The sequence below is a fragment of the Methanomicrobium sp. genome (assembly GCF_055145805.1).
This window is the reverse complement of the sequence record NZ_JBSREC010000098.1, coordinates 1-25,122: the sequence shown is the minus strand read 5'-3', so window position 1 is coordinate 25,122 and position 25,122 is coordinate 1. Positions and strand designations below refer to the sequence as shown.

Sequence of the window (25,122 nt, the reverse complement as noted above, 5' to 3'; positions counted from 1 at the left end):
AAAACTATTTATTCAGTTGGACAAATATCAACAATATAATTATAATAATCTTATGTTATAGCAGGGGGGGATGAAAAATCAAAACAAATTATCCTGAATTTTCTAGTGAAAAAATCTCTTCAGAAGAACAGCCTGAATTATATGAAATACAAGGGAAGCAGCAAGAACTAAAGCATGAATTTATTAGAGCATATCTAAATATTTGGGCTTTGAACGTCGGTGCAAACTCAAAGAGGACTCCACCTCCTTTAAATTTCTGTGATCTTTATGCAGCAAGTGGTTGGGCAACAAATAAAAGCAAAAGTGAAAAATGGATGGGATCAGCATTAATTGCAGCAAAAATGTTTGGAGAATATCCTAACGGAAATACTCTTTTTCTGAATTCTTATCATGAAAATAAGGACACTAATGAAAAACAACTAAATTTACTAAAAAAAAGTGTAAAGGATCTTGAAGACTGCCCCCATGTATATGAAAAGACTATTTTTGAATCTAAAAAAATAGATGAAGCCACAAATATTGCTATTCAAAAATTGAAATCATCATATCCTAGTGTCTGGCTATTGGATCCTTATGGCCCTACGCAATTACCTTGGAAAGTAGTGGAAAATATTTCTAAAAATGTTGGGAGTTTTTACAACAGATATACTAAAAATACTGATGAAAAGAAACCCGAAATTATAATCACTCTTCTAACATCTGTTCTCCAAAGATTTTCTGATGAACATCCAATAAACATAAAAATTGGTTATGATATGTCAATAGAAGACTGGAAAGAAAAAGAAAAATATTATACGGATATTTGGAAAAAAAAAGGATTTTCAACTCCTAAGACATATGTTGTTTTAGATATATATCTAGAAAAATTGTCAAAGCTATACAATAAACCACCACTTATCGTATTTGTTCCAGGAGATAATGATCAAATTGTTTACACTATGATTCATTGCACAGATAGTAAGGCGGGCCATTATGTATTGAAAAATAAAATGTCTAAAGAATTTGAAAAATATCGAATTTATAATTGGACTACAGAAAAAGGATTAATGCCAATAAAATCAGCCTATCAAAAGGATTTATTCAGCTTTTAGCAGAATTTTTGTAAATCTTTTTTAATGTAATAATTATTCCCATATTCTTTTAATTTTGAAACAGCATTATCTTTAAAATTCTTCCAGTCAACCTCTTTTTGTTGGGAATTATAATTCAACTTTCCAACTTTATACAAATCTACAAATTCATGCGTTAAATCAATTATCTTAAGGGAATCTTCTGGAAACCATACCGGCTCTAATGAAACATATGTATATATTCCCAAATCATGAGCCTTTTTCAGAGTTTCAATCCTCTCTATAGTGGAAGCTGCAAAAGGTTCAATCTTCTTTCTCATCTCCTCATCAAGAAATACCAAAGAAACCCCAAATTCACTAAGTTCAGGCTTTTTTGCTAACAAATCAAAATCTCTTTCTGCCCGGATTCCACCTTTTGTTAGTATTGAGACCTTAAGATTATGAGAATGTAAAATCTGAATTGCCTTTCGTGTAATTTTAGATTTAACATCCAATTGCTGATATGGGTCTGTAGTAAAAGAGAGCAGTATTGGCCTTTTTTCACATTTTGCCTCTAATTCTTTGGCGTCTTTTAGAAATTTATTTAATACTCCTTCTCGAACTTCAGACTTTACAAAATTTTCCCTTTTTTTCCTTGTTGCTAAAGGAGCATAGCAATAAGTACACCCATGATCACAGCCACGATATAAATTAGCTGCTAATTCAGAATATTCTCTGGCCCTCCCTTTAGCTTCATAAATTATTGTAGTCATCTATTTTTACAAACATATGATATTATGATCAATTATCTTTTCTATAATAAAATCTCAAAAATCAACAGATATATTCAATCCATGTACACTGTGAAAATAAATTATTTCCTTTTTTTGAGCATATCTAAGTAAACACTTTTTTTTCCAGAACTGCTCCTTTTTTACCTCATTTTTTTCCGTTGGTTTTTTCCGGTCAGAAATTAAGATAGCCTTCGCAGGGATGGGCAAGCATCCCTGCATCAGGCACATGCCGGAATGATCAAGAACAAAAAAACCCAAAGCTCATCAATCAAAAAAAATTTTAAAAAACAAGAAAAACTTCAACCAAAAAACAAATGGACTGGGCGGAAATTGAATCCGCGGCCTCTACAATGCCAATGTAGCGATCTACCCCTGATCTACCAGCCCGCAACAAATTGCAGAAAATAATAGGTTTTTGTAGAATAAATAGAGTTTGCTTTTATCCCGGACAAGGGGGGAAATAAACATAAAAAGAAGACTTAATCAGGATATGAAATGTATATAAAAGATTAGATGAAGGAAGAGTTCAGACAGATTTCGCATATGTTCTTCGGAATAATCGTTGCATCATTCATATATTTTACAGATAAGGATATCTCAATACCTGTTCTGGGAATTGTTGTCTTTTTGTCTGTTATTATATCCGATGCCATATCAAAAAAAATTCATATCCCTTTATTTTCAGAACTCATACAGATACTCGAAAGAGAGAATACAATCCCCGGAAAAGGCACAATACTATTCTTTGTCAGCACTCTCTTCTGCCTTTTATTCTTTGAGAAAAATATCGTCTTTGCAGCAGTCCTTGTGCTTGCTGTTTTAGACAGTGTTACAACAATTATCGGAATAAGATACGGCAGAAAAAAGATATACAACAAAAAATCACTTGAGGGAACAGCCGCCGGAATGTTTGCAGGATTTATTGTTCTTATCTTCTTCATATCACCGGTGACAGCCGCAATAACCGCATTTTTTGCAGGTGTTGCCGAGCTCATATCCCCTGTTGACGACAATCTGATAATCCCGTTAACAGTCTGCATAATACTCACACTTCTATAACTTTTTTAAAACCCCGCTTCTCTTTTTTTTAAATATCAGAGCCATATTACAGAATACAGGTTTTTTAATCATGAAATAAAAATCACCAAAAGAGATAAACGCAGGAATAATTAAATAGAAAATCTGATGAAAAAATCTATTCCGGCAGGGGTTCAGACTGCAGGAGCTTTACTCATATCAGGAGTTATCATCTGGGTAGTTTCAATGATAACTTCAGAGGCACTCTACCCCGGATATTCAGTCAAAAACAATTACATAAGTGATCTGGGTGTCGGCCCCTGGCCTTCGGATATAATTTTCAATATTTCAACGATGATATTCGGAATTTTTGTGTTTTCTGCCGCATTAATCCTTATCCAAAAAAATTCAAATATGCCTTTTTTGTATTGTATGGCCATAGCAGGAATCGGGGCTTTTTTTGTGGGAGTTTTTCCGGAAAATACAGGACTGCCACATATAATCTCCGCAGGAATAACCTTCATCATCGGGTCAATATCCGCAATTGAGGCAGTAAGGTGGTTAAAAGGCCCTTACCGTTATCTTTGCATACTTATGGGAATAACCGGCATCACCTCATTTTTAATTCTGATTACCAAAAGTTACGGCGTTTTGGGGCCGGGAGGAGTTGAAAGGCTGATAGCTTATCCACTTGCTTTATGGCTCATATCCTACGGCGGTTATCTGATGAACGAAAGTGATGAAGCAAAAGTCTGAATTACATAAAATATTAAAAAATAAAGCTCAGAATATCAAAACATTCCTTTTTATTTTTTAAAAACTTAAGAATATATTTGCCGGAATTAACTTTTATTTTTGATTTGTCTGATTTTAATTTAATTAACTGCCTTAACAGGAACTAAATCATAGACAATATATAAATTCTTAGAGATTCTTTGTTTAGACAATCACAAAGGAGGTCGTAAATTATGGAAGAAAGAACTATGCTAAAACTGCTTATTATCGCAGTTGTAATTCTGGTGGCCTCGGTTATAGGAAATATACTTCTTTTAACAGGCCTTATGGCGACAGACGCATGTATTCCCGGCCAAAACCAGCAGAATGCAGTTTCTGTGCCAAAATCGATATCATATATGGATTACAGCAGCGCATATCTCGAAGGTGCCGACCTTTCAAGGGCTAATGCATACAAGACAATATTTACAGGTGCGGATTTAAGAGACGCAGATCTTCACGGAGCAAAATTAACACTTGCAGAACTTTCAGGTGCTGACCTTTCAGGCGCTGATCTGATAGGTGCAAAACTGGATTACTCAAACCTTCGCGGAGCGGATTTAAGAGACGCAGACCTCAGTCACTCAGATCTGAGAGGTGCTGATTTAACAAACGCAGATCTCACAGGCGCAATAATTGAAGGTGCTGATCTCAGATGGATTAAGGGCGAATATACAATATAAATCGAAATCAGTCTCTTTTTTTAATACAACTTTAAAAAAAAATTATTTTTATTTTGTTCTCAGGTGAATTTTAGAAGTGCTGATAAAACTCTTGCACGGGATTTCTGCATATCAGGCGTATTTAAAATCTGACCGTCTTTTATGAATATTTTCATCATAGCCCTTGCATCCTCCGGCGCAGGAATACCGGCAGGGATCATGATATGATCTCCGCTCTCATACTCGTAAACCTCTTTGACACCGCTTTTCTTCCCTCTTTTTGAAACAGGTTTTCCTTCGGTCTCGACAATATCTAAGGAAAAATCGACAACAGGTGCGTTTGCAATCGCACCACCTACCCCGAATGCATCCACAATATCAGAAAATTCAGTAATATCATCTGCAACAAGACCGCCGGATAGAAAAATCCCTACATCTGAAAATTCATTTACATCAAGCTCCCATCTGACCTCTTCCAGAATTGCTCTCATATTGCCCTTTCTCGAACTGGGGGTATCAAGACGGACGGAGGCAGCGCCAACTTTGGCAGCAGCAAGAGCCTCCCTTTTTTCATCACAGTATGTATCGCAGAGCATAACCCTGAAAACCTCCTCAGGTGCATGTCTGTCGAAGGATACCCAGGCATCATTGGGGTTGTCATAACACATAACAAAGGAATGCGGCATTGTGCCGGCAAGAGGGATACCTGCCGGGGCACACGTGTTGCTGACCCCGTCAACACCTCCAATCCATGCCGATCTCTCTATCATCTCCGAGATTGCCGGATGCTGACGTCTTGAGCCAAAGGAGTAAACAGGGATTTTGCCTGCGTAAGCCTTAATCAGTGCCGCAGACGATGCTATTCCTGAAGCATGGCACAGAAAACCAAGCAGCGCCGTCTCAAACCTTCCAAAATCCCTGTAGTTTCCGACAATTCTCATCACCGGCTCTCCGGGATAGAATATGCTGCCCTCAGGCATTGCATAGACATCAACAGGGAGGCCCTCAAGAAGTTTCAGCGCATCATTGAGACCGCATAAAACACCCCATTCATTTGGGAGGGATGCAGCGGTAATCTCCACAGTCACCTTAGGATTTCTGCCTTCAACAGTCAGGATATCCTCTGTCCGGATAAAATAGACATCAGTGCATTCCCCTGCTTTTATTGCATCATCACTGACAGTGTGAAATATTCCCATTGAAAAATAATGAGTTCACAAAATACATTAACTGTTTTGAAAGTTTTTTCCTGCCGGACAAAATCTGTCTCCGGAGCAGATATAAAATATTAAAGTAATAGTCACAAACTTCTAAAAGAAAACCCTGCTTTTAAAAAAAATAAAGCAGATAAACGAATGATAAAATTCACTGCCGGAAAAAAAAACAAAATGGTGTTTTCCAATAAACCGGACTGCGCCTCATAATAATATTTATTCAAAAATTTAGGTGAGATAACAACAATGCTTGGAATTGTAGGGGGAACAAGTCTTCTTTATGCAGACATCCCAAAACTTGACAAAAAAATGATAGCCACTCCTTTCGGACCTGCAGAAGTATATCTGGGAGAGATCGCGGTATTAATGCGCCATCAGTTCAGAACACCCCCCCACAAAATAAATTTTGCCGCATGCATGTCCGCACTTTCCTTATCAGGAGTTGACAATATTGTTGCATTCGGATCTGTCGGTTCATTAAAAGAGGAGATAAAACCAGGAACAATAATTCTTCCTGATGATTATTACAGTCCCTATTCCATACCCACTATTCACAACAACGCAATAGGTCATGTTGCACCTTCTGTAGACATGGAGCTCATAAAAAAGATCAATGCAAAAGTTTTAGATACAACTGTCGGCGGCACATATGTCCAGACTGCAGGCCCACGTTTTGAGACATCATCCGAGATTGAAGTGTTGCAGAGGGCAGGAGATATCGTCGGTATGACAATTGCAAGTGAGGCCACAATCGCAAACGAACTTGAGATCCCGTTTGCCGCCATATGCTCGGTTGACAACTACTGCAACGGACTCTGCAGCGATGAGCTTACCTATGAGGCAATCCTTGAAAAATCCCGTCAGAATAAGGAAAAGATCGAGGATATAATCGGAAAGGTCATAGAAATCCTTGCTTAATCTGCAAAATAAAATTCCTTTACTTTTTTGGATCAAACAGAGAACGAAAAAAGCATTTTTTAGTATACTCCTGATAATAGTAATTAACAGTTTAAAATAAAATAAGGAGATTAATCAAATGCCTAAATCCACAGATGAACCGGACATTTTCAGAGACACTGATTCAGTACTCATAAAACAGACACTCGTAAACGGAAAGAAAAAAGACATTTTTATCAGCGATACAGGAATTATTGAAGAGATATCAGACATTTATTCAGGAAATTTTGGGGAGTCTGAATTCATAATTGACGGGACACAGAGTGTTGCATCACCCGGATTTGTAAACACCCATACACATGCGGCGATGACACTTCTAAGAGGATATGCAGATGATATGCACCTTCAGGAATGGCTCTCGGAAAAGATCTGGCCTCTTGAGGCACACTTAAAGGATGAAGATGTCTACCAGGGAACAAAACTCGCCTGTATGGAGATGATCCGTTCAGGAACAGTTGCTTTCAATGACATGTACTTCTTCATGGAGGCAGCGGCAAAAGCTGTTGATGAATGCGGATTAAAAGCTGTATTAAGTCACGGATTCATTGATTTTGGAGATGCGGAGAAGAGGGAAAATGAGATTAAATCAACTGAAAAACTCCATGATTTTGTAAAAGGGATGAATAATCCCCGTATAAAGGCGGCTGTAGGCCCTCATGCACCTTACACCGTCTCAAAAGAGGCTCTTAAATGGTGTGCGGATTACTCAAAAGAGAAGGACATAATGCTTCACATCCACCTCAGCGAAACAGAGACCGAAGTTTCGGGCTGTATTGAAAACCACGGCATGAAACCTGCAAGACTTCTGGACGAATGCGGATGCTTAACAGATAAAACTCTTGCAGCGCACTGCTGCTGGCTTGACGATGAGGAATGCGAACTTCTTGGAAAGAGAGGAGTGTCAGTCTCACACAACCCTGTATCAAACATGAAACTTGCCGTAAACAGGGCAATGCCATACCAGAAACTTCTTGATTCCGGCGCAAACGTAACACTCGGAACAGACGGATGTTCATCCAACAACAATCTTGACATCTTAGAAGAGATGAAAACCGCAGCACTCCTCCAGAAATTCTTCTGGAATTCCGATACAGTCCTCCCTGCACATGAAGCAATTACTATGGCAACAGAATCAGGGAAAAAGGCCCTCGGATTCGGGGATGGAATACTAAAGACAGGTTCATGTGCCGATATAGTCCTCTTAAAAACAAACATACCCTGCATGACACCGCTTTACAATGCCGATTCAAACATCGCCTATTCAGCCGGCTCAAATGCGGTTGACACCGTTATCTGCAACGGAAGAGTTCTGATGCACGACGGATTTATACCGGGAGAAGAAGAGGTCTGCAAAAATGCCTCTGAAACGGCATTCTCACTTGTAAAAAGAAAGCAGGATGCATCCTGATTTAACATAATTTACACCCCCTTTTTTCATACGCCATTTTTAAAAAAATCAGTCTGACAACCGCCTTTTTGGAATAAACAGAGTCAGAATAAATCCCAGTATCAATATCAGAGATATAGCATTCATCGCCTGCTTCATCGCAGAACTGATTGCATAATCAACAATAATTTCTGTTTTATACATCTGTTCAGGAGTTAAAACTTCAGGCAGCGGCACTTCCTTCATCTTATAAACCCATTCCTGCAGCTCTTCTGCCATCTCCTCATCCGGCATATCTCCTGAATTGTCCAAAAGTCCTGATTCGGCAAAAATTCCGTTAAAAAGAGCAATAAAAAGAACCACTCCGATAATTGCCGTTCCAAGGGATGTACCGAGCTGTCTTGACGTATTTAAAACTCCGGATGCGTCACTCTCATGCTCTTTTGATGCCGAAGATAGGGTGATATTTGTAAGCTGTGAGAGTATTATTCCGATTCCTATGCCCAGTATCACAGAACCCGGGATTATATCCATAACTTCTGTTCCAAGTCCGAATACATCATTTAGCATAAGTGAACCGCAAAGTGCGACAACAAAACCTGCAAGAATCAAAACCTTTGGGCCGGCATATACGGAAAGTCTGTTTGCAGATACTGAAAACACAAAAATTGCAACTGACATCGGCAGAAGGGCAAGACCTGTAACAAATGCACTGACTCCTGTCACAGACTGAAGGAATACCGGTATTATAAACAAAAACCCGGCAATAACAATATTCTGTATAATCCCGACTGCATTGCCGATATTAAATATCTTATTCTTAAAGACATCAACATCCACAAGAGGTATTTTTCCGGCATTCTTCCTTTTAACCTGCCAGAAATAGAATATTCCCAGGACAACCATCCCGGACCCGATTATTACCGGAATGATATCCCAGAGAAAATAATTCCGTAGCGATAAGATCCCGATTACAATCAGAGAAAGTCCGCCAAATGAGAGCAGTGTCCCGATTACATCTATGTCCTTAAACAGGGCTTTTGGTTTCTGCTCAGTTAACATATAGGAAAAGATAATAATTGCTAAAACCACTAAAAGCTCAAGACGAAAAGCCCATCTCCAGCTATAATAAGTTGTTAAAAATCCTCCGACAATAGGCCCGAATGCGGCACCCGCGGCACCAATTCCTCCCCACATTCCAAATGCAAATGCTCTCTCCTGCCCTTCATATGCACCTGTTAGAAAAGCCGAGGTTGCAGGGAGCATAAAAGCCGCACCAAGACCTTCAAGGACTGACCACCCTATAAGAAGACTGTTTATATTCCAGCTGACAGAAGCCACAAAAGTTCCTGCCCCGTATAAAAAAACTCCAAAAAGAAAAGACTTTTTTCTCCCTAAAACATCCTGCATCCGGCTTCCAAAAAGCATAAATGAAGCCATAATCAGAGCATAAACCGCAATTGTGAGCTGAATTGAAGGAAGGTCTGTATTCAGATCAGCCACAAGGGCTGATATTGATACATTCATAATTGTTGTGTCAATGACCATTATGAAAACCGCCATACAGGCAATAATCAAAACACCCCAGTGTGACTTCGACTTTGTATTCATGAAAAATCCACCCGAATTACTTCAGAACAACTATTTCAGATGATAGTCTCAATATAAAATAAATTAACCTGATAAACAGGAATATCAGATAATTATCATAAATTAAAAAAATTAAAAAACAGATATTATATCGGTTTTAAGCAGTCTCAATATTCGCTTCATCTTCAAGACCAAGCTCTTTTATCGAGATATCCCTCATCTCAAGCTTTCTTATCTTTCCGGATACAGTCATTGGAAATCCGTCCACGAACTTTACATATCTCGGGATCTTATATCGCGCAATTTTACCCTGACAGAACTCCTTTAACTCTTCTTCTGTCATGGATTCCCTGTCACGCAGTTTTACCCACACCATCAGCTCCTCGCCGTATTTCTCGTCGGGGACGCCGATTACATATGCATCCTCAATCTTTCTGTTTGTGTGGAAGAACTCCTCTATCTCACGCGGATATATGTTTTCTCCGCCGCGTATGACCATCTCTTTAAGCCTTCCGACAATCTTTACGTAACCTTCCTCATCCATTATTCCGAGATCGCCTGTGTGATTCCATCCGTTAGAGTCAATTGTCTGGCGGGTGCCGCTCGGGTTGTTGTAGTAGCATTTCATGACAACATATCCGCGTGCACAGATCTCGCCTTTTTCACCGCACGGGACAATCCTCTGTGTGACAGGATCAATTATCTTTAATTCGACATGCGGGAAGGTTTTTCCGACAGTTGTAACTCTTTTATCGAGAGGATCATCGGTTGTTGTCATTGTAACGCCGGGAGACGTTTCTGTCTGGCCATAGACGATTACAACATCTTTCATGTTCATCCTCTCATTTACAGCCTTCATATACTCGACAGGACAGGGAGAGCCTGCCATAATTCCGGTCCTGAGTGTATCATACTTGTATTTGTTGAAGTTGGGATGTTTGAGTTCGGCAATAAACATCGTCGGAACACCGTGAACCGCCGTGCATTTCTCATTATCAATAGTCTTTAAGACAGTCTCCGCATCGAATGCAGGGGAAGGGATTACCATAGTTGATCCATGCGTTACACACGCAAGATTTGCCAGGACCATTCCAAAACAGTGATAGAAGGGAACAGGAATACAGAGTCTGTCCTTTTCTGTAAAACCCATTCCCGAACCGATTGTATAACCGTTGTTCATAACACTGTGATGGGTCAGAACAACGCCTTTTGGAAATCCGGTAGTGCCTGATGTGTACTGGATGTTTATAGGATCGTCAAACGAGAGAGTCGATTCCCGCTCCCTTAACTCATCGCGGCTGATATTTTTACCCTTCGCCAGAAATTCATCCCATGTGAACATTCCGTTGTACGGGACATCACCTATAAACACAACATTTCTGAGGAAAGGATACTTTTCAGTGGATATTTTTCCTGCTCTTGACTCTATTATCTCAGGGCATGCCTCATAGAGCATTCCCACATAATCAGAATTTTTAAAGCGTCCCTGAAGGATGAGAGTATGAATTTCAGCCTGTTTGAGTACATAATCCAGTTCAAATGTCCTGTAAGCCGGATTTATATTGACCATTATTGCGCCGCATTTAGCGGTTGCAAACTGTACAACCACCCATTCGGCATAATTCATTGCCCAGATACCTACGCGGTCACCTTTGTTGACACCGAGTGCCATAAGGCTAAGGGCAAGCTCATCCACTTTTTTCAGGAATTCGCTGTACGTCCACCTTATGTTCTGGTCTACTGAAACCAGAGCCTCATTGTCAGGATATTCATTTACGATGTTTTCAAGCATCTCCCCGATTGTTTCACCAATCAGAGGAACATCCGACAAACCACTCGCGTAGCTTATCTTAGCCATAATTATATACATTGATCAAAATAGGAATTATATCTGACGGATTTGAATTTAATATAAAAAATCTCATAAACGTCATTTTTCACATGAATATCAAAATTCTTAAATTCTATGATGTTTAACATTAACTGGATTCTTAGGAGGGGTCGTGGCCTAGTCCGGCATGGCGACGGGCTCCAACGGTCTTTGCGTATGATGAACAATGGGTCTGCTGAGGAGAAATCCTGTGATGATCCGTTGGAGCGCTGATGCATGATCTGCATTTCTGATGAAAGCGTGTTATAACCGCATGTTCGGAGAGACCCGTCGATCGTGAGTTCAAATCTCACCGACCCCACTTTTATGAAATTATCACCATAGCCCAGGCTGCAAGTTACTCTTTTCTACAAGTAAAACCCATATTTAAGACAGGTAGGATACCTGATATGTATTTAATTGGTGAAGCACTCGAAGGCGAAGGCGCAGAACTTGCGCACATCGATCTCTTAATCGGCGATAAAACAGGGCCGGTTGGAATGGCATTTGCAAATGCGGCATCACAACTTGCTCCGGGACACACTCCTCTTCTGGCAGTAATAAGACCAAATCTGCTGACAAAACCTGCAACACTCATCATACCAAAAGTAACTCTTAAAACTGAGGCTCAGGTTAATGCAATGTTTGGCGCAGTCCAGGCAGCAGTTGCGAAGGCAGTTGCAGATTCATATGAAGAAGGTGTTTTTGACGAATGCGATGCTGAAGATATAGTTCTTCTTGTAAGCGCGTTCCTCCACCCTGACGCAAAGGACTACAACCGCATCTACCGCTATAATTACGGTTCAACAAAACTTGCAATTAAGCATGCATTTGACAAATTCCCTGACAAGAAGACACTCATGGATGAGAAAGACCGCGCAGGTCATGCTGTAATGGGATTCAAGGTTCACAAGCTCTGGGACCCTCCATACCTGCAGGTGGCCATGGACCTTGTTGACATGGGATCAGTAGAAAAAGTCCTGACATCAGTTCCCAAAAACGATCACGTGTTAATTGAAGCAGGAACACCTTTAATAAAACAGTTCGGACTCTCGGTAATCGATGAGATCAGAAAGATAAGACCTGATGCATTTATTGTTGCGGATTTAAAAACCCTTGACACAGGAAACCTTGAGGCAAGAATGGCTGCAAACGCATCTGCGGATGCTGTTGTTGTATCAGGTCTTGCACCTGTATCCACAATTGCGAAGTTCATAAAGGAAACCCAGAAAACAGGTATCTACTCCGTTATCGATATGCTCAACGTTGACAAACCTGCAAAGCTTATTACAGAACTTGCAAAGATGGATGCAATCCCTAATATTGTTGAGATGCACCGTGCTATTGATAATGAATCAACAGATTATAACTGGGGAGACATTCCGGCAATCAAGGATGCAGCCAAGAAAGCAGGCAAAAAACTTCTCGTTGCAACCGCAGGCGGTATACGCCAGAACGTTGTTAAGACCGCTCTCGGGTCAGGCGCAGACATAATTGTCGTCGGCCGTGCAATCACAGCAAGCAAAAATATCCAGAATTCAGCCGAGCAGTTCTTAGAAGAGATGAACAAGGAAGAGATTGACCAGTTCAGGGTCATGACTGACTTCTGAATTTTTAAATTATTTTTTTATATTTTTTTAGACGTTTTTTGAAATTATTTCTGCACTTTTACAAGTGATCTAAATTATCTTTCTGCGATAAAATATTGTTCAGATACAATATATTGAAAAATGATGCAAAACACACAGCCAATACAGAATAATATCTGATATTTTTCCAAATCCCTTTTCTAGATCCATAAAATCACTTTTAACTTAAAAAAGAATAAGTATCAAAAAAAGAACAAAGTAGATTATGTTCTCAAAAATCCTCGTTGCATGCGACGGATCACTCCAGTCTGAAAAAGCCCTCCTGTCAGCAATCGAAAACTGTAAGGGAGAAGATTCTGAGCTGCACATTGTCCATATAATGAATATGAACACCTACAATGCAATAGAAGCCGAAACCTCATATGACGGTGTTGAGTCACCCCATGATATCAGCAGAAAATTTCTGGAAAAAGACAAGGATGAAACCATAGATATGATCGACAGGGTATGTCAGGATAAAAACATCATATACACTCTTCATGTGGAGGGAGGGGATCCCGGACATGCAATAATCAGCCTTTCCTCCAGAATCAACGCTGATCTGATAGTTATCGGCTCAACAGGAAAAGGCCTTGGCAGCCGGCTTATTTTGGGAAGTGTCTCCGGATATCTCGCAACTCACAGCCCGTTATCCACACTGATTGTAAAATAAGTGTAATTGAGAATTCAATTGGCATTTTTCCTTATTTTTAAGAACATATAACATGCTGTCAGTTATAAAACTAAAAAGATTATACAGCAACAGACCTCTTTTTACGGCGAACAGATTCCATTTATCTTATAAACTTTGCAGAGAAAATCACAGTTATTACTATCTGAAAAAGATATCAGGCGGTGTTTGGAATATACAGCATTATCCAGTTTCTCTGGAGCATAATAATCCCGATTATAATCATCTCAAATATAATTTTTGCCCTGGCAGTTATTTTTATTGAAAGAAAAAACCCCTCTGCCACAATTGCATGGCTAATGGCACTTATTTTTGCCCCGGTTATAGGTTTTGTCCTCTATATTTTTATTGGTCAGAGTTTTTACCGTGAAAGAATGTTTAAAATAAAAAAAGAGGAGGGTCAGGCACTTACAGAATATATTGAATCACAAAAAAATAAGCTTTTTACAAAAGAGCTTCCGGCAGAAAAAACGATCTCCGACTCCTATAAACGGATGATTCTGATGCTTATGGAGAGCAACAGGGCAGCTCTTACAACAGATAATGCAGTAAAGGTTTTTATCGACGGAAATGAAAAATTTGCAGCTCTTCTTGATTCAATCAGAAATGCAAAAGACCACATCCATATGGAGTATTATATCTTAAAGGATGATGAAATCGGACGCGAGGTCTTTTCTGCACTTACAGAGCGTGCAAAAGCAGGTGTAACAGTAAGATTTCTGGGTGACGGACTGGGATGTGCAGGACCAAAAAAGGAATTTTATGAACCACTCATAAAAGCCGGAGGAAAAGTTGCCTTTTTCTTCCCGTCTTTGGTAGCAATAAGACACCCGAGGATAAATTACAGAAATCACAGAAAAATTGCAGTGATTGACGGAAAAACCGGATTCATCGGCGGATTTAATATCGGAGACGACTACCTTGACCGTGTTCCCGAATGGTCACCATGGAGAGATACCGCTGTTGAGATCAGGGGCAGTTCTGTGATTGCCATGCAGATAAGATTTATTCTGGACTGGAATTACGCGGAAAAGACAGATCTGATTGAGATATTTAGCAGATATTTCCCCGATAAGATAGAAAATGCCGCGTATACTGGTGATAATGTGCCTGTTCAGATAGTCTCAGGCGGCCCCGATAATTACTGGAATCCGATAAAGGAGTCTTATCTGAAGATGATAACGCTTGCAACGGAGTCGGTTTACATCCAGACACCGTATTTCATTCCGGATGAAAGCATTATGGATGCCCTCAGAATGGCGGCCCTTTCCGGAATTGATGTAAGAATCATCATTCCTTCCAAACCCGATCACCTGTTTGTCTACTGGGCCGGGTATTCATATATCGAGCAGCTTTTTGATGCCGGTGTTAAGGCCTACACCTATAATGACGGATTTATTCACGCAAAAACGATAGTTGTCGATGAGACTGCCGCATCGGTCGGGAGTGCAAACTGGGATGTAAGAAGTTTCAGGCTTAATTTTGAGACAAATGCAATAATGTATGACAAAAAAATCGCAAAGGAATTAAAGGAATATTTTATTGCAGATCTCCTAAACTGCACTGAACTTACCCCGGAGCGTATATCATCACTTCCGAAGATTACCCGTTTAAAACTGTCAGTATCAAGGCTTTTTTCACCCCTCCTCTAAATTTTTTTTAATACCAGACAGACATGTAGTTATTTTTCATCAGACCTGAAAATTTTGTTTACCTTCTGCTTATTCACAGAATAATGTGCAGAGATAAATGATTTGGTGTAGGGTACAAAACTCCATGCAATTACACCTGCAGTTTTACCCTTATTAAGACAGTTTCCTGATTTCCCGATTACAATATTTTTTCTTTTTTCTATTTCAGAGAGGAATTCCTCAACCGTTTCACCAAATGTGCCTGTTAAAACATTCCCTGCTTCAGAGAGGAGATGTGCATCCGAACCGCCTGTAAAAGCGATTTCATTATTTCGGGCATAATTCATTGACTTTTGATTCAGACCCTTAATCATCCCGCCGCAGATTGCCTCTACTCCGTCAATGTGATTCATAACTCCGGGAAGCATATTTTTATCAACGCATTTTAAAATCCCGCGGTTGATCCCGTAATATCCGAAAGGATGCGCTGCAATCCTTAAACAGTCATATTTTTCCGCAAGTGTCAGGCATTTAATAACAGGCAGATTTTTTGTAAGAGCCGGACTTAATTTTGCTTTTTCCCTGTTAAAGTCGTTAAAGAAACTGATGAGATCATCTGCCGTATAAAAATATATCAGAATATGAGGACCCTCTTTTGTATCCAGTTCAATTCCGGGGATTACAAGCAGATCCTTTGCATATTTTAGAGACTTTAAAACTCCGTTTATCTCATTATGATCTGTTATTGAAAGACAGATCTGTTTTTTTTGGGCATATTTTATCAAATCAGGTATTTTGGGAAGTCCGTCTGAATAGCAGGTATGAACATGCATATCACAAAGGGTGTATCCTTCTTTTTTTAAGGCACTTATATCGGGTTTTTCGTATTTTATGGAATTTACCGGGGGTTGTATCATAGGATATTATTTTCCTGCGTTTTTCTGTAAGATTAAATAAAATGGTCAATATTCTCTGATAACCTTAACTGAGTAAAATGGCATGCTACGGATACAGTATGTCCGGAGTGGAAGATTATTATATATAATATATTTATGAAAAACAGATCATGAACATTCAACAGAAGACATTTCTTCTCATTTTTTTATTTTACCTGTCATGTGTTCATATAGGGTGCTGTGAATATACAGTAACCTTTGGAGAGAGTACTGATCCAAATGCAGACGTTTCAGGAGCAGACGGAACAGAAACTTTCTGGGATCTGCCGCTTTGGATTCAGGTTTCATGGTTATCTTCAATATTCGTCGGATTATTTGCCACAATTAAATTTTGTCCGCTAATTGCAGGAAAAATCAGATATGCACTTGAAAATGCAAGAAGAAAGAAGATTCTTGATTATGTCAGGGAATACCCGGGAAGATGCATAGAAGAGCTTTCGGATGAGATGAATATCAACAGGGAAACTCTCCGGTATCATCTCGGATGCCTTGAAAATAACAATCATATAATTATTGAAAGTTCAGATCATTCAAAGAGAATTTTTCCGAATCATAACACATTCTCCGGGCAGGAAAGAAAAATTATCAGCATCTGCCACAATCCGGTTCAGGTTAAAATTCTTGCACTGATTGCAAAATACCCAGGGATAAGAAACACTGATCTTAAGGATGAACTAAACATTTCAAAAAGTGCTGTAACATGGCATATTAAAAAAATGGATAATGCCGGAATTCTGTCTGTGCGAAAGTCAGGTAAATCAGGGCATTACTACATTAAATCAGGTCTTGAATCTTTTATCATTGAAAATCTTCCTGATGAAATAAAGGAAAATCTCGAATTTGAGAGAGCAAATCTGACTTAATGCAAGAAAATAGGTCATGGAGTGTTACTTTTAAATTCTAAAGGCGCAGAACAGCAAAAAACATTAAACACCTCTTTTTTCCAAAATAATAGAACTCAGTCAGTTTAATTCTTAAAAATCAGTATAAATTATTTCAATTATGCATTTTTTTTACTTTTTCAAATAACAGTTCAAGGACATAGTGAGAGAAGATATAAAGACCCTTATACTATTTTTTATCGGGGGAGATTTGGGAGATTTTTCTCTTTTATCAAACCTGAAAAAACAATCCAGTTAAAAAAATGGAAAAGAAGAGAAGATCTAACCAATCCTTTTCCCTTCTTTTCCTTTTGAATTATCCACCGATTGATACAACCGGCATTTTATCTTAAACGCATTATAGCAGATTAAAGTTTGCATGCCGGTTTTTAAAAACGAAATGAGGTGAAAAAAGTGAAAATCAAAAAAGGCATGCGGGCCTTGAGCCTGCTATTGGTAATGGCACTTCTCGGGGCGGTGTTTGTTCCGGCGGTTAGTGCGGGAGACGAAACAAATTCGATTAGTGCTCCAGAAAAACCTGATGAAATCTCAGAAAGCTACTTAATTTCTCAGGATTACGCTAAAGAAATTGCAATCCTTAATATAAGGAAAATTTCCTCATCTATTGAAGACTTTTCAGAATGGCATGATGCTATAGCTCAGTCATCAACTATATTTCATGACCTCGATGGGAATATCAACGCATACGCCTTTGATGTGACGAACAATAAAAAAACATCAGGTTACATCATTGTATCCGCTACAAAAGATAATTATCCAATCCTTGAATTCTCAAAAGGGAATATTCCCAAAGTACCTTCAGACCTGATGGCACTGGCAGATGCTGATGCATATAAAGGAAAAAGTATCTCAAAAGATCCTGAGTATCTTTATCTGGGAGCAACATTTTATTATGCAAAATATCCTTTTGCAGATAAGAATATACAATCCAATGAAGGAATATTTGTCGATTTGACAGAACAATGTATAATAGACCAGCAGATCCTTTCAGGAAAAACTTCTCAGGAAACAAAAGAATGGGAAAAAGTTCAAAAAACCAAAGCAAGCAGCCTTTGGACTTCTATCGATGAAGAGCTATCTACACCAGACAAAGACATCTCATTTTCCACACGTTCTGGTTCAGGTTATGTTTCCGGTGTCCCATATTATCTCCGCGGCTCAGGCACTCATGGCTGTTGTCCAACGGCAGCAGGCATGCTTCTAGCCTTCTGGAGGAATCATGGATTTAGTAATCTGCCTCTCGGAAACAACGGTTATGATCTTATTGATGAACTGGCTGTGGAAATGGGTACCAATTCAAATGGAGATACTGCTAAAGGAAATGTTGTAGGGGGCATACAGTCCGTATTTGATAATCATGGATATGGAGCATCGGACGTCAGAGTTACAGGCGACTATTTATGGGTTTCTTGGGAAGCATGTACAGGTGAGATTGATAATGGGAGACCTTTCATGCTTGCCTTGTTACATGGTGGGACACCTCTATACGGAACGCAAGACTATGGAGATCATGCTGTTACAGGTGTAGGTTACACAACTATATCTCAGGAAAACTACGTAACTATTCATGATGGATGGAGCCCAAATAATCAGGACCGTTATCTTGCATATGGTAACTGGTGGTGGGGAACCTGGATCTATAAAGTGAAAGATATATGAAGAGATAAATAATGAAAGAAACTATAGTCCAAATTTCAAAGCGGTTGGAATCTCTAACCAAAATTTACGGCGAAAAACCGGCAGTTGTTATTGGACTCTATATCTCAACTCTTTTTTTGATATGGTTTTTACCAGATTTTCTCTCACCGGAGTTATTCAGCGCAACAGATCTCAGGCCCTCCATCATCCTTGATTACGGTGGGATATATCTGCTTAACGTCGTTTTTTTCGCCCTGTCAACAGTGATCCTCTTCAACATGGTCGTGAATAAAGGCAGGGCAATTATCTCATGCTTTACAACAACCTTATTTCTTATTGTTCTGCTGTTTTCCGGATTATTAAATATGGAACAGATAACGCAGGCATTTTACATCCGAGGATTGGAATATTTTGGGATTACACCTTTTAATGATGCCATTATAAGTGCCGTAATTACTTTTCCAGCCCTTGCACTACTTTCTATGTCAATGATAATTCCTCTTATTCTGTTAAACCGCTATATTACAATGAAAAGACCAAATATCACTTTATTTCTCATCGGGACGATCCTATTCCCTTTCCTGATGACAGCAGAATTTACAAATAATATTATTCATACAGGATCACATTGGATTAGCCTTACCCTCTCAATATCAAGTATTTTCTTACTTGGACTTGTAGGGGCGGTAGTAATATCTGTCCCTCTGATCGTCCCCGGTTTAATGAAAAAAAACATTAAAGAGGATAAATGCAGAAATACACTGGCTTTCGGACTATTTTTTGCCTGCATAGTTCTGATCTGGGTTATTCCGGGATATCTTGAACCAGGATTTTTTATTTCCGGCAATCAGCCGGATGTAATGGTAAAACCAACTGCATTTATTTACATTTCACTGATGCTGAGATATGCCTGGATCATTATCCTGTTGCCGGTTCTCTTCGGGTGTTCTGCGGCTCTGCTCTATGAAATCGTAGGTATTGAAAAAGAATTGCTGAACCAGAGTACAGGATTTGCCATCGCAATATCAGCTGGAGTTCTGGTCCTTATATCCCTGGTCCCTGACATTCTGGCTGAGAGAAGCACCCTTAGCCCGCCCTTTTACATCCCCGGGATCAGCAGTTTCGGATACCTGCCTATTACCAGTGCCATCCTGAGTCTGATGGTGTTTCTTCCTCAGCTTGCCCTTGCCGCACTTGGGATTGTTACGCCGGCCCTCATCCTGAAAAGCCGTTTCCCGTTAAAAAAGACTGTTTTCACCCTCATAATTACAGGTTTTTTTGTCTTTCCCATCATGATGTTACTGACATTCGGGACAAACACAAAACCAGGATTGCTTTCCATTATTGTGCTGGAGTTGCAGGGATTCTTTATTGGCGCTATAATAGCGCTGATAATATACGGAGTGGCTACAATCAACGAAAAGCTGAGGCTTAAATGAGGCCTCTATGGATCATGATTCTTATGAATAAATTACTAAAAATCTCTGTAATTTTATTGATTATTTTGACAGTCTTAATTCTTGTATCCATAAATTTTGTCCAAAATAACGATAATTATGATTTAGAAGAGACAACTACACCCCACTCCTCAAACTATCCTACTCACAATTACACATTTACAAAATCAGACACTGTAAAGCTTGGGGTAAAATGGTATCCGGAAATCATTTTTGATTCCAAAATCAATTATTCTGAAATAAAATCAATTATGAATGATTACTTTAACGATACCGGTATTGTCTGGAAAATGTATTATTCTGAATGCTGTCCGGACAACTATGTTCTTTATTCAAAAGAAAATAATTATGCAGATTCTCTTAAAATCCTCTCTGAACAGGAATATGTAGATGATGAATCCTTTGGGATTGCATATGTTGAAAATCCGAAAAAAAGTGAAAACGGAGATATCAGTTATTTATTCACAATATCTGGAAATGCTGTGGAAAAAGAGATTTTGTTCTCAAATGAATCATTTAAACGTCTAAATATTTCCAAAACACAAAAAGTAAATCTTTGTTATGCCGGAGAAGACGCTGATGTTAAGAAAAAGATTGTAAACTCTCTGAATCAGATTAACAAAGATTATAATGATGTATTCATTATAAAAAAGAATTCAAAAAACAGGTCATGTGATCCAAATTATACCACGGCAAATAACTCAGAACGATTCTGGTATCCGACAGTAGGATTTAAAGCCGGTACTTCTGATGAAAAAATAAGCAAAATACTTAACACAGAACTCGGTCGGGATATTGCATGGGAGCATTATAACAAAGAATATTTTCATAATTATTATGTAGATTTATCACAATATTCAGGTCAGATTCCTGATGATTTAACTCATTTTTTTAGTATTTCCACTTACGGATGGGTATATTATGAACCTTTATGTTTTACAAAAAGTCTGCATTATTACCCCTTAACTCTGAATGCAGATTCAGATGCAGTAGAGGAGAAAATTATTGACTCTCTAAAAAATGAGGGTGTAATAATTAATCCGTCCATAATTGCTCATATCGAAGATTTCACCTATAATGACAGTTCTTTTGAAAAATCATCTGAGATGTATGAGAATATCTTAAAATCCGATGATGTTGCATTTATCGTTAAATCATTTCTCAGGGGAGGGTATAATTTTTGAAAACAGTTCCGGGGCATAATGATAGGGAACATAAACGGCTTTATTCAACTATCAAAAGTGTTTTAATGCAAAAAATTAGTTTTATTTCCATTTTTTTAGTTTTGGCTTTAACCCTGATATCATATCCGGCATGTGCAAACCAATGCCAAAACACCATACCAGGTACTGATGATTATGTAAAAATTTCAATGAGTTCTGACGGGAACTTTATTGCGGCAGGCGACCCAAAAACAGGAATTGTCTCTTTGGTTTTAAAAGAAGATGCTCCGGAATGGACTTATCAGACATGTGAGAGCGTTTCAGGCATAAGTATTTCCGGAAACGGAGAGTATATCGCCTCGTGTTCTGAAAAAGGAACTGTTCTTTTTTTTGACCGTTCAGGAAATCTCTTATGGAAATCAAATATCAGAGGCTGCAAGCCAAAACCGGTTCTATCTGAAAATGGTTCACTTTGCCTTGTTTATAATGAAGACCTTTCAGATGACCCTTATACACATACGCTAAATCTCTTTGATGAAACGGGCAGAAAATATTTCTCAGAACGTATTCCCGCAATAGATTCAGCAGTAATATCTTCTGATGAAAATTATTTTTTTACAGGAACATCTTTTTTTACAAAAGGAAGGATGCATTCAGCTTCCGGTGAGGAACTATGGAATTATAAAACAGGCCTCACTTCATATTTCAAAGCAAATCCGAGGGTAGATGCTTCTGACAATTTCAATACAATAGGTATTGCCGGTGACAGTCAAACAATCTGCTTTGATAAATCCGGAAGTGAACTCTTCTCCCAAAATGTATCCTACTGGGGAGGTTCTGTATTGTATATAGCTGTCTCCGGAAATGGAGAATACATAGTCGCAGGGGACAGACATACTACAGATTACATGAACAGAACAGGAAGTCTGTTATGGAATTTTAATCCAGGATATCTGCCCATACCTGAATCATCATCCGCCGCCGTCTCATATAACGGGGATATTATTGCAATATGCCATGATAATCAGATTTTTCTAATGGATAAAAATGGGGAGAGAATTGGAAATTATCTTCTGGACCATCCTTTATTAAAAGTTCTCCTCTCTGATGACGGAAAAATTATGGCAGGCGGAACGTACGGCGGGCTGATATACATAAATTCAGGAGAAGAGAACTCAAGATTTATTGATATCAGCAATTTTTCTGCAGCGGAGCTTCCCGAAATATTAAAAGCAGATGCTTTCAAAGTATCATCTAAAAGCAATTCAGAAAGTGTAACCTCTCCTGTGCATTTTTTCCTGCCTTTTACAGCAGTTTTTCTGATTCTGGCTTTTAAGAAAAAAAAGAGTTCGTCCGGATAATTTTCCAGACTCCCTATTGTATTTTTTATTAAAATTTTTGAAACAGTTCAAGAGCATAGTGAGAGAAGATATATAATGCCAATTCATATTTTTAGATCATAGGAAATGAACAGAAAAAACAGATGTTTTGGAATCATTCTGATTTTAATGGCAGGCATTATTCTGTCTTCAGGATGCATATCTGAAAAAGAGTTCTCCGAGGATGAATTAACAGCCATAGCACTGGATGAACCCGGAGTGATAAGTCTTATTAACGGCCATGAATATGAAATCCTTGATTACGGCCCGGCTCAATATTATGCTCCGGGTGAATCAAACAAACAGGATGTCTATTATTTAAGGATCTCAATAGAGACCGAACATATGAGACCAATTCCATATTCCATATTCATTGACAAGCGTGGAATAGTAATTCAGATCTCAGAAGAGTTTCCAACAATAGATCCCGCCACAATTGAGCCTGGAATAATAAATAAGAGCAAATAATGTTGATTGAATGCAGAAAATGAGAATAAAATTAATTGTTGGAACATTGCTTGCAATTACAATATTAGGATGTTTTGCAATATCAATGGAAATAATGAACAACATCTCTGAACAGGCTGAAATATCAGGATATTCTTCTGGTCAGGTTTTAAATTCACCGGATGGCTCTAATCCTTATATTATTTTGAATGCAAAATTTACAGAAGAAAGAACAACAGTTCCATTGTATGATGTTAAATTTGAAAAATCAGACACAGAGCACATAAAAAAAGTTGCAGAATCCTTTGATATAAAGGGAAATTTGGAGGACTACATACAAAATACAGGTGAAATACGAATTATTGATAATTCCTATGATCCTCAAAGACAGTTTTCATATTATTCCAAATCCGGTGCAATAGTATATGCAATTCCTGATAAAGAATTTCCAGACAGTGTTGAAGTACAACCAGTCCTTCCTTTTAAAGAAGAAGCAATAAAAATTGCGAATGAATTCCTTGTAAAGACAGATACTTTTCAAAAAGAATCATTTGTTAAAAATGTAGAAGTAAATCAAAAGCAACAGGTCTGGAAAAGTGGAGCTATCGAACCGGAAAAATCATATGATGTAACAATTGCTGTTCGTTATGCCAGAAATTTTGATGGAATTCTGGTTTATGGAGATGAATTTTCGGTAATTATAGGTGACGGCGGAGAAGTTGTAGGGATGGTAAAATCCTGGAGAGAAGTCGAACCGGCAGGAAATGTTCAGTTAAGAACAAAAGAAGATGCATATGAAGATTTGTGTAATCAAAATACCGTATATCCGGCAAACCTTGCTGAATTTGATACAATTACTATCAATGACATTTCTCTTGGTTACTGGATGGAACCAGAAATCTACGAACAGGATAAAGTAGTTCCCGTATATGTTTTTAGCGGAACTGCAACAAGAGGCAAATTAACTGATCCATTTATCGGATATGTGTATGCTTCGGAATCCTCACAAATCCAGTCAGATGAAACAGATTTAATCACCGAAACCGGTAAGCCCTGCACCTCAAATGAAGAATGGCATAAAAAAGCCGATCAGATCGGATTCTGGGTCGATGGAATATTAGTTGATGAAATAATTTCTAATACTGAAATACTTCAGGTTCTTAACAGCTACGGAATTGAGGATAATAAAAAAATTAAAATATATGATTCAGGGTGGGATGCAGGGATTGGATATTATATTGAAGCAAACGAATCACAATTCCGGGAAATTCAGATGAATGCTGAGGCAGAAAAGTATTCATGGAATCTGAGTTTTAATTCGCCGGGTTTTAATTTTATTTCATCTTCAGGTAAAAAGAAAGGGGATATCATTTTCAGTCCGGTTTTTCTTCTAAATTCCGGAAAGATGAGCCGGAAACAGATTTGTCAAAATCTTTTAAACAGAGGTATTAATGTAAAAAGAGCAAACGTTGTATACTTTGATCTTTTTGATGATTACAATCCAAAAGAAAGAGAACAGCTATTAAGTGAACTTAATAATGACAGCCATATTCTCTTTGCTTTCAAGGAGTACATGAACGGAGATATCTGCTGATTAATAACAGCACCATAACTATTTTTTAGAGAGGGATTCTTAATTCTAAAATGATATTCAGGAATTAAGCGCAGGGGCAATTTAAACTAATAAAATTTTTTATTTAACGTATAACACCGGATATGGCATTTTTAATCATTACAATAAAACCAAAAGTCTGTCAGTTAAAATTTATTTTTTACCATTCTGTTAACAGTTCAAGAGCATAGTGAGAGAAGCTATAAAGACCACGGTCCTATTTTTTATCGGGGGAGATAAAGGGGGGGAATTAATCCTTTTATCAAACCTAAAACACCAAATCATTCCGGAAATTACATTTGGA

General features: G+C 38.4%; 21 protein-coding genes and 2 tRNA genes. 17 read left to right on the top strand and 6 right to left on the bottom strand.

The genetic code is table 11. The features are described 5' to 3' along the window. Nucleotides 1-77: 77 nt before the first annotated feature. Nucleotides 78-1,091: a three-Cys-motif partner protein TcmP gene (gene tcmP, locus ACTB1O_RS09055; RefSeq protein ID WP_462994811.1), complete on the top strand. Its 1,014-nt coding sequence runs from the start codon at nucleotides 78-80 to the stop codon at nucleotides 1,089-1,091. Here the strand turns inward: tcmP and ACTB1O_RS09050 are convergent. Next, nucleotides 1,088-1,822, bottom strand: a complete 735-nt coding sequence (locus ACTB1O_RS09050; RefSeq protein WP_462994810.1) for a radical SAM protein — start codon at nucleotides 1,820-1,822, stop codon at nucleotides 1,088-1,090. The genes tcmP and ACTB1O_RS09050 overlap by 4 nt on opposite strands. A gap of 336 nt (nucleotides 1,823-2,158) precedes the next feature. Continuing rightward, a tRNA-Ala gene (locus tag ACTB1O_RS09045) sits at nucleotides 2,159-2,230 on the bottom strand. Between the two features lie 126 nt (nucleotides 2,231-2,356). Between ACTB1O_RS09045 and ACTB1O_RS09040 the strand changes: the two genes are divergently transcribed. The 3 genes from ACTB1O_RS09040 to ACTB1O_RS09030 all read left to right on the top strand — a co-directional run bounded on the left by ACTB1O_RS09040 (nucleotide 2,357) and on the right by ACTB1O_RS09030 (nucleotide 4,317). Continuing rightward, entirely contained in the window at nucleotides 2,357-2,902 is a 546-nt protein-coding gene (locus ACTB1O_RS09040) for a diacylglycerol/polyprenol kinase family protein (RefSeq protein ID WP_462994809.1), read from the top strand. Between the two features lie 126 nt (nucleotides 2,903-3,028). Beyond that, complete coding sequence (locus ACTB1O_RS09035) at nucleotides 3,029-3,616, top strand: DUF998 domain-containing protein (RefSeq protein ID WP_462994808.1); 588 nt, start codon at nucleotides 3,029-3,031, stop codon at nucleotides 3,614-3,616. Nucleotides 3,617-3,828: 212 nt separating this feature from the next. Continuing rightward, complete coding sequence (locus ACTB1O_RS09030; RefSeq protein WP_462994807.1) at nucleotides 3,829-4,317, top strand: pentapeptide repeat-containing protein; 489 nt, start codon at nucleotides 3,829-3,831, stop codon at nucleotides 4,315-4,317. A gap of 59 nt (nucleotides 4,318-4,376) precedes the next feature. On the opposite strand, the gene ACTB1O_RS09025 is transcribed toward ACTB1O_RS09030, so the two are convergent. Further along, nucleotides 4,377-5,495, bottom strand: a complete 1,119-nt coding sequence (locus ACTB1O_RS09025; protein WP_462994806.1) for a nicotinate phosphoribosyltransferase — start codon at nucleotides 5,493-5,495, stop codon at nucleotides 4,377-4,379. 261 nt (nucleotides 5,496-5,756) lie between these two features. Between ACTB1O_RS09025 and ACTB1O_RS09020 the strand changes: the two genes are divergently transcribed. Further along, nucleotides 5,757-6,428 (top strand): MTAP family purine nucleoside phosphorylase, encoded by a 672-nt coding sequence (locus tag ACTB1O_RS09020; RefSeq protein WP_462994805.1) that lies wholly within the window; start codon nucleotides 5,757-5,759, stop codon nucleotides 6,426-6,428. A 118-nt stretch (nucleotides 6,429-6,546) separates the two neighbouring features. After that, nucleotides 6,547-7,875, top strand: a complete 1,329-nt coding sequence (locus ACTB1O_RS09015; protein ID WP_462994804.1) for an amidohydrolase family protein — start codon at nucleotides 6,547-6,549, stop codon at nucleotides 7,873-7,875. 48 nt (nucleotides 7,876-7,923) lie between these two features. Here the strand turns inward: ACTB1O_RS09015 and ACTB1O_RS09010 are convergent, their stop codons facing one another. Then, nucleotides 7,924-9,465 (bottom strand): MFS transporter, encoded by a 1,542-nt coding sequence (locus ACTB1O_RS09010; RefSeq protein ID WP_462994803.1) that lies wholly within the window; start codon nucleotides 9,463-9,465, stop codon nucleotides 7,924-7,926. A 136-nt stretch (nucleotides 9,466-9,601) separates the two neighbouring features. Then, nucleotides 9,602-11,302 carry an AMP-binding protein gene (locus ACTB1O_RS09005; protein ID WP_462994802.1) on the bottom strand — a complete coding sequence of 567 codons (1,701 nt, stop codon included), beginning with the start codon at nucleotides 11,300-11,302 and terminating at the stop codon, nucleotides 9,602-9,604. 139 nt (nucleotides 11,303-11,441) lie between these two features. Between ACTB1O_RS09005 and ACTB1O_RS09000 the strand changes: the two genes are divergently transcribed. The 4 genes from ACTB1O_RS09000 to cls all read left to right on the top strand — a co-directional run bounded on the left by ACTB1O_RS09000 (nucleotide 11,442) and on the right by cls (nucleotide 15,285). Next, a tRNA-Trp gene (locus ACTB1O_RS09000) sits at nucleotides 11,442-11,636 on the top strand. An 88-nt stretch (nucleotides 11,637-11,724) separates the two neighbouring features. Beyond that, the gene (locus ACTB1O_RS08995) at nucleotides 11,725-12,924 is read left to right on the top strand and encodes a bifunctional 5,6,7,8-tetrahydromethanopterin hydro-lyase/3-hexulose-6-phosphate synthase (protein WP_462994801.1); all 1,200 of its coding nucleotides are present in this window, start codon (nucleotides 11,725-11,727) and stop codon (nucleotides 12,922-12,924) included. A 244-nt stretch (nucleotides 12,925-13,168) separates the two neighbouring features. After that, entirely contained in the window at nucleotides 13,169-13,615 is a 447-nt protein-coding gene (locus ACTB1O_RS08990) for a universal stress protein (protein ID WP_462994800.1), read from the top strand. A gap of 182 nt (nucleotides 13,616-13,797) precedes the next feature. Then, nucleotides 13,798-15,285: a cardiolipin synthase gene (gene cls / locus ACTB1O_RS08985; RefSeq protein ID WP_462994799.1), complete on the top strand. Its 1,488-nt coding sequence runs from the start codon at nucleotides 13,798-13,800 to the stop codon at nucleotides 15,283-15,285. 29 nt (nucleotides 15,286-15,314) lie between these two features. On the opposite strand, the gene ACTB1O_RS08980 is transcribed toward cls, so the two are convergent. Further along, entirely contained in the window at nucleotides 15,315-16,181 is an 867-nt protein-coding gene (locus ACTB1O_RS08980) for a PHP-associated domain-containing protein (RefSeq protein WP_462994798.1), read from the bottom strand. Between the two features lie 149 nt (nucleotides 16,182-16,330). On the opposite strand from ACTB1O_RS08980, the gene ACTB1O_RS08975 reads away from it, so the two are divergent. The 7 genes from ACTB1O_RS08975 to ACTB1O_RS08945 all read left to right on the top strand — a co-directional run bounded on the left by ACTB1O_RS08975 (nucleotide 16,331) and on the right by ACTB1O_RS08945 (nucleotide 24,800). After that, a complete protein-coding gene (locus ACTB1O_RS08975) occupies nucleotides 16,331-17,083 on the top strand; it encodes a winged helix-turn-helix transcriptional regulator (RefSeq protein WP_462994797.1) in 753 nt (250 codons plus the stop codon). A gap of 432 nt (nucleotides 17,084-17,515) precedes the next feature. Continuing rightward, entirely contained in the window at nucleotides 17,516-18,781 is a 1,266-nt protein-coding gene (locus ACTB1O_RS08970; protein WP_462994796.1) for a C39 family peptidase, read from the top strand. A gap of 11 nt (nucleotides 18,782-18,792) precedes the next feature. After that, nucleotides 18,793-20,199 carry a hypothetical protein gene (locus tag ACTB1O_RS08965; RefSeq protein WP_462994795.1) on the top strand — a complete coding sequence of 469 codons (1,407 nt, stop codon included), beginning with the start codon at nucleotides 18,793-18,795 and terminating at the stop codon, nucleotides 20,197-20,199. Between the two features lie 65 nt (nucleotides 20,200-20,264). Further along, nucleotides 20,265-21,401 carry a hypothetical protein gene (locus ACTB1O_RS08960; protein WP_462994794.1) on the top strand — a complete coding sequence of 379 codons (1,137 nt, stop codon included), beginning with the start codon at nucleotides 20,265-20,267 and terminating at the stop codon, nucleotides 21,399-21,401. 188 nt (nucleotides 21,402-21,589) lie between these two features. After that, nucleotides 21,590-22,741: a WD40 repeat domain-containing protein gene (locus ACTB1O_RS08955; protein WP_462994793.1), complete on the top strand. Its 1,152-nt coding sequence runs from the start codon at nucleotides 21,590-21,592 to the stop codon at nucleotides 22,739-22,741. A gap of 105 nt (nucleotides 22,742-22,846) precedes the next feature. Further along, nucleotides 22,847-23,227: a hypothetical protein gene (locus ACTB1O_RS08950; RefSeq protein ID WP_462994792.1), complete on the top strand. Its 381-nt coding sequence runs from the start codon at nucleotides 22,847-22,849 to the stop codon at nucleotides 23,225-23,227. 19 nt (nucleotides 23,228-23,246) lie between these two features. Further along, entirely contained in the window at nucleotides 23,247-24,800 is a 1,554-nt protein-coding gene (locus ACTB1O_RS08945) for a hypothetical protein (protein WP_462994791.1), read from the top strand. The last annotated feature ends 322 nt before the right edge of the window (nucleotides 24,801-25,122 follow it).

What these genes read in the sequence shown, in the direction of transcription:
- ACTB1O_RS08965 (WP_462994795.1), top strand. Translation starts at nt 18,793, where the DNA reads ATGAAAGAAACTATAGTCCAAATTTCAAAGCGGTTGGAATCTCTAACC.
- ACTB1O_RS08980 (WP_462994798.1), bottom strand. Translation starts at nt 16,181, where the DNA reads ATGATACAACCCCCGGTAAATTCCATAAAATACGAAAAACCCGATATA.
- ACTB1O_RS09020 (WP_462994805.1), top strand. Translation starts at nt 5,757, where the DNA reads ATGCTTGGAATTGTAGGGGGAACAAGTCTTCTTTATGCAGACATCCCA.
- ACTB1O_RS09035 (WP_462994808.1), top strand. Translation starts at nt 3,029, where the DNA reads ATGAAAAAATCTATTCCGGCAGGGGTTCAGACTGCAGGAGCTTTACTC.
- ACTB1O_RS08955 (WP_462994793.1), top strand. Translation starts at nt 21,590, where the DNA reads ATGAGTTCTGACGGGAACTTTATTGCGGCAGGCGACCCAAAAACAGGA.
- ACTB1O_RS09050 (WP_462994810.1), bottom strand. Translation starts at nt 1,822, where the DNA reads ATGACTACAATAATTTATGAAGCTAAAGGGAGGGCCAGAGAATATTCT.
- ACTB1O_RS08990 (WP_462994800.1), top strand. Translation starts at nt 13,169, where the DNA reads ATGTTCTCAAAAATCCTCGTTGCATGCGACGGATCACTCCAGTCTGAA.
- ACTB1O_RS08975 (WP_462994797.1), top strand. Translation starts at nt 16,331, where the DNA reads ATGAACATTCAACAGAAGACATTTCTTCTCATTTTTTTATTTTACCTG.
- ACTB1O_RS08945 (WP_462994791.1), top strand. Translation starts at nt 23,247, where the DNA reads ATGAGAATAAAATTAATTGTTGGAACATTGCTTGCAATTACAATATTA.
- ACTB1O_RS09015 (WP_462994804.1), top strand. Translation starts at nt 6,547, where the DNA reads ATGCCTAAATCCACAGATGAACCGGACATTTTCAGAGACACTGATTCA.
- ACTB1O_RS09005 (WP_462994802.1), bottom strand. Translation starts at nt 11,302, where the DNA reads ATGGCTAAGATAAGCTACGCGAGTGGTTTGTCGGATGTTCCTCTGATT.
- ACTB1O_RS09040 (WP_462994809.1), top strand. Translation starts at nt 2,357, where the DNA reads ATGAAGGAAGAGTTCAGACAGATTTCGCATATGTTCTTCGGAATAATC.
- ACTB1O_RS08995 (WP_462994801.1), top strand. Translation starts at nt 11,725, where the DNA reads ATGTATTTAATTGGTGAAGCACTCGAAGGCGAAGGCGCAGAACTTGCG.
- ACTB1O_RS09010 (WP_462994803.1), bottom strand. Translation starts at nt 9,465, where the DNA reads ATGAATACAAAGTCGAAGTCACACTGGGGTGTTTTGATTATTGCCTGT.
- ACTB1O_RS09025 (WP_462994806.1), bottom strand. Translation starts at nt 5,495, where the DNA reads ATGGGAATATTTCACACTGTCAGTGATGATGCAATAAAAGCAGGGGAA.
- ACTB1O_RS08950 (WP_462994792.1), top strand. Translation starts at nt 22,847, where the DNA reads ATGAACAGAAAAAACAGATGTTTTGGAATCATTCTGATTTTAATGGCA.
- ACTB1O_RS09030 (WP_462994807.1), top strand. Translation starts at nt 3,829, where the DNA reads ATGGAAGAAAGAACTATGCTAAAACTGCTTATTATCGCAGTTGTAATT.